6 protein-coding genes and 1 pseudogene are annotated in these 5,190 nt (G+C 68.0%); 2 read left to right on the top strand and 5 right to left on the bottom strand.

Features of this window, described 5'->3' with window-relative positions:
* Nucleotides 1-195: 195 nt before the first annotated feature.
* Nucleotides 196-969, bottom strand: a complete 774-nt coding sequence (locus ACWELQ_RS37350; RefSeq protein ID WP_452401736.1) for a TIGR03084 family metal-binding protein — start codon at nucleotides 967-969, stop codon at nucleotides 196-198.
* A 101-nt stretch (nucleotides 970-1,070) separates the two neighbouring features.
* On the opposite strand from ACWELQ_RS37350, the gene ACWELQ_RS37345 reads away from it, so the two are divergent.
* On the top strand, nucleotides 1,071-1,949 hold the full coding sequence (locus ACWELQ_RS37345; RefSeq protein WP_452401735.1) for an alpha/beta fold hydrolase: 879 nt from the start codon (nucleotides 1,071-1,073) through the stop codon (nucleotides 1,947-1,949).
* 9 nt (nucleotides 1,950-1,958) lie between these two features.
* On the opposite strand, the gene ACWELQ_RS37340 is transcribed toward ACWELQ_RS37345, so the two are convergent.
* Together ACWELQ_RS37340 and ACWELQ_RS37335 are read right to left on the bottom strand one after the other, a co-directional pair.
* A complete protein-coding gene (locus ACWELQ_RS37340; protein ID WP_452401734.1) occupies nucleotides 1,959-2,087 on the bottom strand; it encodes an MFS transporter small subunit in 129 nt (42 codons plus the stop codon).
* Nucleotides 2,084-3,451, bottom strand: coding sequence for an L-lactate MFS transporter (locus ACWELQ_RS37335; protein ID WP_452401733.1), 1,368 nt, complete (start codon nucleotides 3,449-3,451; stop codon nucleotides 2,084-2,086). The genes ACWELQ_RS37340 and ACWELQ_RS37335 overlap by 4 nt, the downstream gene beginning before the upstream one ends.
* A gap of 134 nt (nucleotides 3,452-3,585) precedes the next feature.
* On the opposite strand from ACWELQ_RS37335, the gene ACWELQ_RS37330 reads away from it, so the two are divergent.
* The gene (locus ACWELQ_RS37330) at nucleotides 3,586-4,014 is read left to right on the top strand and encodes a DMP19 family protein (RefSeq protein ID WP_452401732.1); all 429 of its coding nucleotides are present in this window, start codon (nucleotides 3,586-3,588) and stop codon (nucleotides 4,012-4,014) included.
* 90 nt (nucleotides 4,015-4,104) lie between these two features.
* Here the strand turns inward: ACWELQ_RS37330 and ACWELQ_RS37325 are convergent, their stop codons facing one another.
* Together ACWELQ_RS37325 and ACWELQ_RS37320 are read right to left on the bottom strand one after the other, a co-directional pair.
* Nucleotides 4,105-4,920, bottom strand: a complete 816-nt coding sequence (locus ACWELQ_RS37325) for an ABC transporter permease (protein WP_452401731.1) — start codon at nucleotides 4,918-4,920, stop codon at nucleotides 4,105-4,107.
* Nucleotides 4,917-5,190, bottom strand: a pseudogene (locus ACWELQ_RS37320) (hypothetical protein); the annotation flags it as partial. The pseudogene ACWELQ_RS37320 and the gene ACWELQ_RS37325, both read right to left, overlap by 4 nt.

Genomic DNA, 5,190 nt, shown 5'->3' with positions numbered 1-5,190 from the left:
TCCGCACCGACGTCACCGCCGCCGGTGACCAGCCTGCCTCCATCACCGACGAGGCCAGCGGGCCAGAAGTCGCGAACAAGGCCCACGACAGCAGGCTCCACCCGATCGCCGGTGCCCGAACCGGCACGCGCACGGTCTTTTCCGTCGTCGCCACAGCAGCAGTGTGACCAAGCCCCGCCCATCCGGCCACCGCATTCAGAGGAAGACGCGGGCGTTCTCCAGCCAGGTGCGGGCATCCGCGCCGACGGCGGTGAGGGCGGTGGCTGCCAGGGGGCGGCGTTGGGTGACGCGGAGGCAGAAGTCGAGGGCGTTGCCGCGGACTCGTTGTGCGGCGTCCGGCGGGCCCCAGGTCCAGAGCTCGCCGTCGGGGGCGGTCAGTTCGACGCGGAAAGGCGTTGTCGGGAGGGGTAATTCGGCGGCGTAGAAGGACAGGGCGATGCCGGCTACGCCCAGGGCGGCGATGGGGCGCAGGCGGGTGGTCGGCGGGTGGGGGACACCGAGGGTGTCGTAGATGTCCTGGCCGTGAGCCCAGGTTTCCATCAGGCGTAGCGGGACCAGGAGTGTCGCGGTCACGTCCGAGCCGAACCAGGGGAACGCTCGATCGAGGGGGATGTCGCGCAGTTCTGCCGCCAGTTCGGTTCGGCCGGTGCGCCATTCGTTCAGGAGGACCGATCGGGGTTTCGCCGCTCCCGTTGCGGCGTCGAGGTCGGCGGCTTTCGGGCCTGCCGCTTCGGCGTTCTTCAGGACGGTGTCGAAGGCGTCCGGGGTGCGGAGGGCGATGAGCGCGTTGGCGTCGGCGACGGCCAGGTGGGCGATCTGGTGGGCGATCGTCCACCCGACGGCAGGGGTGGGTGCCGTCCAGTCGTCGTGTGCGGAGACCAGGGCGTCGAGTTCATCGCCCTCGGCCACCAGGTCGGGTATCGCGAGGTCGCGGTTGACTTCGGACAGGTCGAGGCCGTAGTCCAGCATCGGTAATCACCTTCTCGCACAGGGTCGAACATGATCACCACCACGATAGCCCCGGGTCCGGGCCGGGTTTGTGATCACCGGATCTGGGTATGGGGTCATTCATGACCGAAACCAGTACCGGCGCTCCGACATTCGTCTTCGTTCACGGGTTGACCAGCAACAGCTTCTATTGGGCTCCCGTGGTCCGGGAGCTGGCTTTGCTCGGGCACCGCAGTCTGCCGGTGGACCTGCCGGGGCACGGTCTCGACGCCTCGATTCCGCCGTCGTATCAGGCGCAGGACATCGACGCCTTCGCGGCCGGGCCGTCGCCGATGTCCGCGATCACGGTGCAGGACAATGTCGCCCACGTCATCGAGACCGTGCGCGCGGTGCGGCGGCACGGTCCGGTCATTCTGGTCGGGCACAGTCTGGGCGGTGTCACCATCGGTTTGGTGGGCAATGCGATACCCGACGCCGTCGATCACCTCGTCTATCTGTCCGCGTTCTGCCCGTCCACCGCCGAGGCCCCGAGCGCCATGGCCTTGAGCCAGACCCCGGAAGCCTTGAAGGACGTGTACGTCCCGAATCAGGAGCGTTCGCTGTTCCTGGGGATGGAACCGGTGTCGCGCGGTCTGATCCGCTTCAACCTGCGCTCGGCGGATCCGGTGGCGCTGGAGGATTTCCGGCTGACCAATATGCCCGAGGCCACCCCGGAGCAGCTGCTCACCCTGATCAATTACGGCATGCAGCCGGAGGATTCGGCGAATACCAGCTTCGCCGACGGGCGAGTGGAGGCCGCCACCTGGGGCCGTATCCCCCGCACCTACATCCGCCTGACCCACGACAATGTCATCTCCCCCGCCCTCGCCACGAAGATGATCGAGGACGCCGACCGGCTCACTCCGGACAATCGTTTCGATGTCCACGACCTGCCCACCGGTCACATCGACGTGGTCCTGCAAGCCCGCGAGCTCGCCGCCATCCTCGCCGGACTGGCGTGACGGCGGGGACTACTGGAACAGCTTGAGCAGGTTCACGATCAGGCGATCCACGCCATAGAGAAACGGAATGGTGACCCAGGCCCAGGCGAAGATCAGCAGTGGAATCCGGCGAGGCGGAGTGGGTTCCGGGGTGGTCATTGCGGTTCTCCCTGCGAAACGACGGCCGGTTCGGTGGGCTTGCGATGATGCTTGGCCGAGACGGGGCGGATCAATTCGTTGGCCAGGAAGCCGACACACAGCAGCGCGATCATGATGGCGAACGAGGTCCCGTAGAGGGCGGGACCGGTTTTGCCGTGGCGCGCACCGGAATCGGCGATGGCATTGACGATCAGCGGCCCGGCGACACCGGCGACCGACCACGCCGTGAGCAGCCGGCCGTGGATCGCGCCGACCTGGTAGGTGCCGAACAGGTCCTTGAGATAGGCCGGGACGGTGGCGAATCCGCCGCCGTAGAACGACAGGATCACCATCGCGCCGAGGATGAAGGCCGGTTTGTTGTCACGGCCCACCGACCACACCAGCACGTAGGCGAGCGCGCCGACACCCAGGTAGACGCGGTACATGTTCTTGCGCCCGATCACATCCGACAGCGACGACCAGCCGATGCGCCCGCTCATATTGGCCGCCGACAGCACGGCCACGAAACCCGCTGCCGCACCCGCCGATACCGGCGTCGAGGTGTGCTTGAAGAAGTCGACCACCATGGGCGCGGCCTTCTCCAGGATCCCGATGCCCGCGGTCACGTTGAAGCACAGCACGATCCACAGCAGCCAGAACTGCGGGGTCCGGAGGGCGTCGTTCGCGGCGACATCGTGGGCGCTGACCAGTCTGCCGGTGGTGGCGGGCGGCTCCCAGCCCGCGGGCCGCCAGCCCGGCGGCGGCACCCGCACCAACAGTACGCCCAACGCCATGAAGACGGCGTAGACCAGGCCCATCACCAGGAAGGTCTCCGCGATCCCCCGGTGATCCCTGCCGAAGTCCGAGAGCATCTCGGTGGTCCACGGCGACGCGATCAGCGCGCCGCCGCCGAACCCCATGATGGCGAAACCCGTTGCCATGCCCGGCCGGTCGGGGAACCACTTGATCAGCGTCGACACCGGCGAGATGTAGCCGATGCCCAGCCCGATGCCGCCGATGAACCCGTAACCCAGCACGATCAGCCAGTACTGGCTCACCGCCGCGCCCAGCGCCGAGACCAGCAGCCCGGAACAGAAGCACACCAGCGAGACGCTCATCGCCCAACGCGGGCCGCGCTTCTCGACGGTCGTCCCGCCGAAGGCCGCCGAAAGTCCCAGCATCACAATGGCGATCTGGAACGGCAGCGCGCTGCCGGTGCCGGAGACGTGCATGGCCTTCTCGAGCGGCGGCTTGAACACGCTCCACGCGTACGCCTGCCCGATGGCGAGGTGGATGGACAGCGCCGCGGGCGGAACCAGCCAGCGGCTCCAGCCCGGTGGCGCGAGGACGCGCGAATACCGCACGTCGTCGGCTACTGCACTCATGATCAGCCCCAATTGTCCGACTTGCGGCGATCATAGGACGCGCCCGCCGCGCCTCGCCGGCAATCGCCCGAGACACCCTCCGCCCCAGCGTCTTCCGGCGGCGCCGCGACCGGTTGTCGCTAGGCTCGCTCGGTGTGAATGTCTACAACGAGCGGTTGCAGCAGCTCGGCGAGCGCGCGACCCGACGGCTGGAGCACTCCGAGGCTCTCGACGACGCCACCCGCGAGCTGGCCGAAATCACCTCCCTGGCCGCCTATTTCGACTATCAGGTGAAGAACGGCGGCTTCGGCCAGCTGATCTACAACCTGGGCCGCGACTGGCTCGAACACTGCGACGACATGCTGCGCGCGGTCGGCGCGCAGGTGGCCTACTCCTACTACCTGCGGGCCATCACCCGCTGCACCGAAGACCTCGCGGACTTCGACACCTTCATGACCGACTTCACCACGCCGACGCCGCTCGGGCAGGATCTGTTGATGCTCACCGTCGAGTACTTCCGCGCCGACACCGGCTTCGACGACGAGATCACCGACTTCCTCGCCCACGCGGACACCCATCTGTAACCCACCGGGCCTGTGCGCCAAGGTATTCCGGTGCCGAACACGGTCCGAGCGGCGGATCGCCACTCGGACCGAGTCCCGGACGAGTTCGGGCTACTGGGTCCGCTGATAGGTGCGGAAGGCCGACAGCGCCCAGGCGAAGGCGAGGGCGGCCAGGGCCGTCAGGTAGCCGAGGTGCGCGGCCACGAACCCGGCGTCCGCCGTGCCCGCCAACCCCGTGCGGCCGATATCGACCGCCCAGGTCACCGGGTTGAACTTCGAGATCGACTGTACCCAGCCGGGCATCAGGGCGGTGGCCATCATGCCCGAGGACAGGAAGGTCAACGGCAGGATGATCAGCTGCGACATACCGATCAACGCGATCTGGCTGCGCGTGATCAACGCCAGCGCGACCGAACCCGCACAGAAGATCGCCGCCAGCAGCGTCGCCGCCGCCAGTGCCAGCAGCACGCCCACCACGCCGCCGGGATAGCGTGCACCACCGGCGAATCCGATGAGCAGCACCAGCGCCGACTGCACCAGGCCGATGGTGAGCTGCACACCCAGTTGCCCGGCCACCACCGCGCTGCGCGAAATCGGCGCGGTGAGCAGCTGATTCATGACGCCGTTGTCGATGTCCTCGATATAGCCGGTGCCCGCCCACACCCCGGAGTACAGGACGGTCATCATCAGCACGCCGGGGGCCAGGAAGGTGATGTAGTTGGCGGCCCCGAAGCCGGGAATCTCACCGACGGACTTGAACACCTGGCCGAACAGCAGGATCCAGACGATGGGCTGCAACAGCGCGGCGAAGACGCCCCAGGATTCGCGCAGGGTGTTGAGCATCCAGCGCCGGAAGATCTGGCCCGCCGCCACCGCCCAGGCGGCCGTGGGGGTTTCGCGGGGCCGGTCGTAGGCGATCGCGGTCATGCCGCCACCTCCACGGTGTCGCGGTGGTTGTCGGCCCGGTAGGAGCGGCCCGCGTAGTGCAGGTACACGTCGTCGAGGGAGGGCCGGGAGATCGAGACCGCGCCGAAACCGATGGCGGCGGCGTCGAATTCGGACAGCACCCGACCGACCACGCCGGACGGGTCGTCGGTGCGGGCGATGAGCCTGCCGGTCGGGCCGTCCTGCTCGACGACGATGTCACGCAGCGACGGGATGGATTCGCCGACCGCGCGCACGGCCGCCACATCCGGG

It is taken from the genome of Nocardia sp. NPDC004722, from assembly GCF_053601505.1.
Note: the sequence above shows the minus strand (reverse complement) of the source record. Positions and strands in the feature narration are given on the sequence as shown.

Bases quoted from the DNA above. Each gene is read 5' to 3' on its own strand.
- ACWELQ_RS37350 (WP_452401736.1), bottom strand. From the start codon at position 969: ATGCTGGACTACGGCCTCGACCTGTCCGAAGTCAACCGCGACCTCGCG.
- ACWELQ_RS37345 (WP_452401735.1), top strand. From the start codon at position 1,071: ATGACCGAAACCAGTACCGGCGCTCCGACATTCGTCTTCGTTCACGGG.
- ACWELQ_RS37340 (WP_452401734.1), bottom strand. From the start codon at position 2,087: ATGACCACCCCGGAACCCACTCCGCCTCGCCGGATTCCACTGCTGATC.
- ACWELQ_RS37335 (WP_452401733.1), bottom strand. From the start codon at position 3,451: ATGAGTGCAGTAGCCGACGACGTGCGGTATTCGCGCGTCCTCGCGCCA.
- ACWELQ_RS37325 (WP_452401731.1), bottom strand. From the start codon at position 4,920: ATGACCGCGATCGCCTACGACCGGCCCCGCGAAACCCCCACGGCCGCC.